The sequence below is a fragment of the Allobaculum fili genome, from assembly GCF_020969955.1.
In the GTDB taxonomy this organism is placed as follows: domain Bacteria; phylum Bacillota_I; class Bacilli_A; order Erysipelotrichales; family Erysipelotrichaceae; genus Allobaculum; species Allobaculum fili.
Window position 1 is genome coordinate 1 of sequence record NZ_JAHDSX010000176.1, and the last position, 255, is coordinate 255.

Annotated in this window: 1 pseudogene; it reads left to right on the forward strand. The window is 46.3% G+C overall.

Annotated elements, in window-relative coordinates:
• Window positions 1-255 (forward strand): annotated as a pseudogene (locus tag Afil_RS10975) (IS21 family transposase); the annotation flags it as partial.

The following is a 255-nucleotide window of genomic DNA, read 5'->3' on the forward strand; positions in this document are numbered from 1 at the left end:
CGAACCAGGTGACCGGTTTGAATACGATTTTGGCGAAGTGAAGCTGATGATTAATGGTCAGAGAAAGACGTTCTATCTGGCCGTTATGACTTCGCCATGGTCAGGCTATCGAGCTGCCTGCCTGTACCAAAACCAGAAAAGTCAGGTCTTCTTTGAATCGATGATCCGCTTCTTCAATGAAGTCGGCGGAATCTTCAGAGAGGGCGTTTACGACAATATGAGAAACGTCGTCTCGAAATTCATAGGAAGAAACGA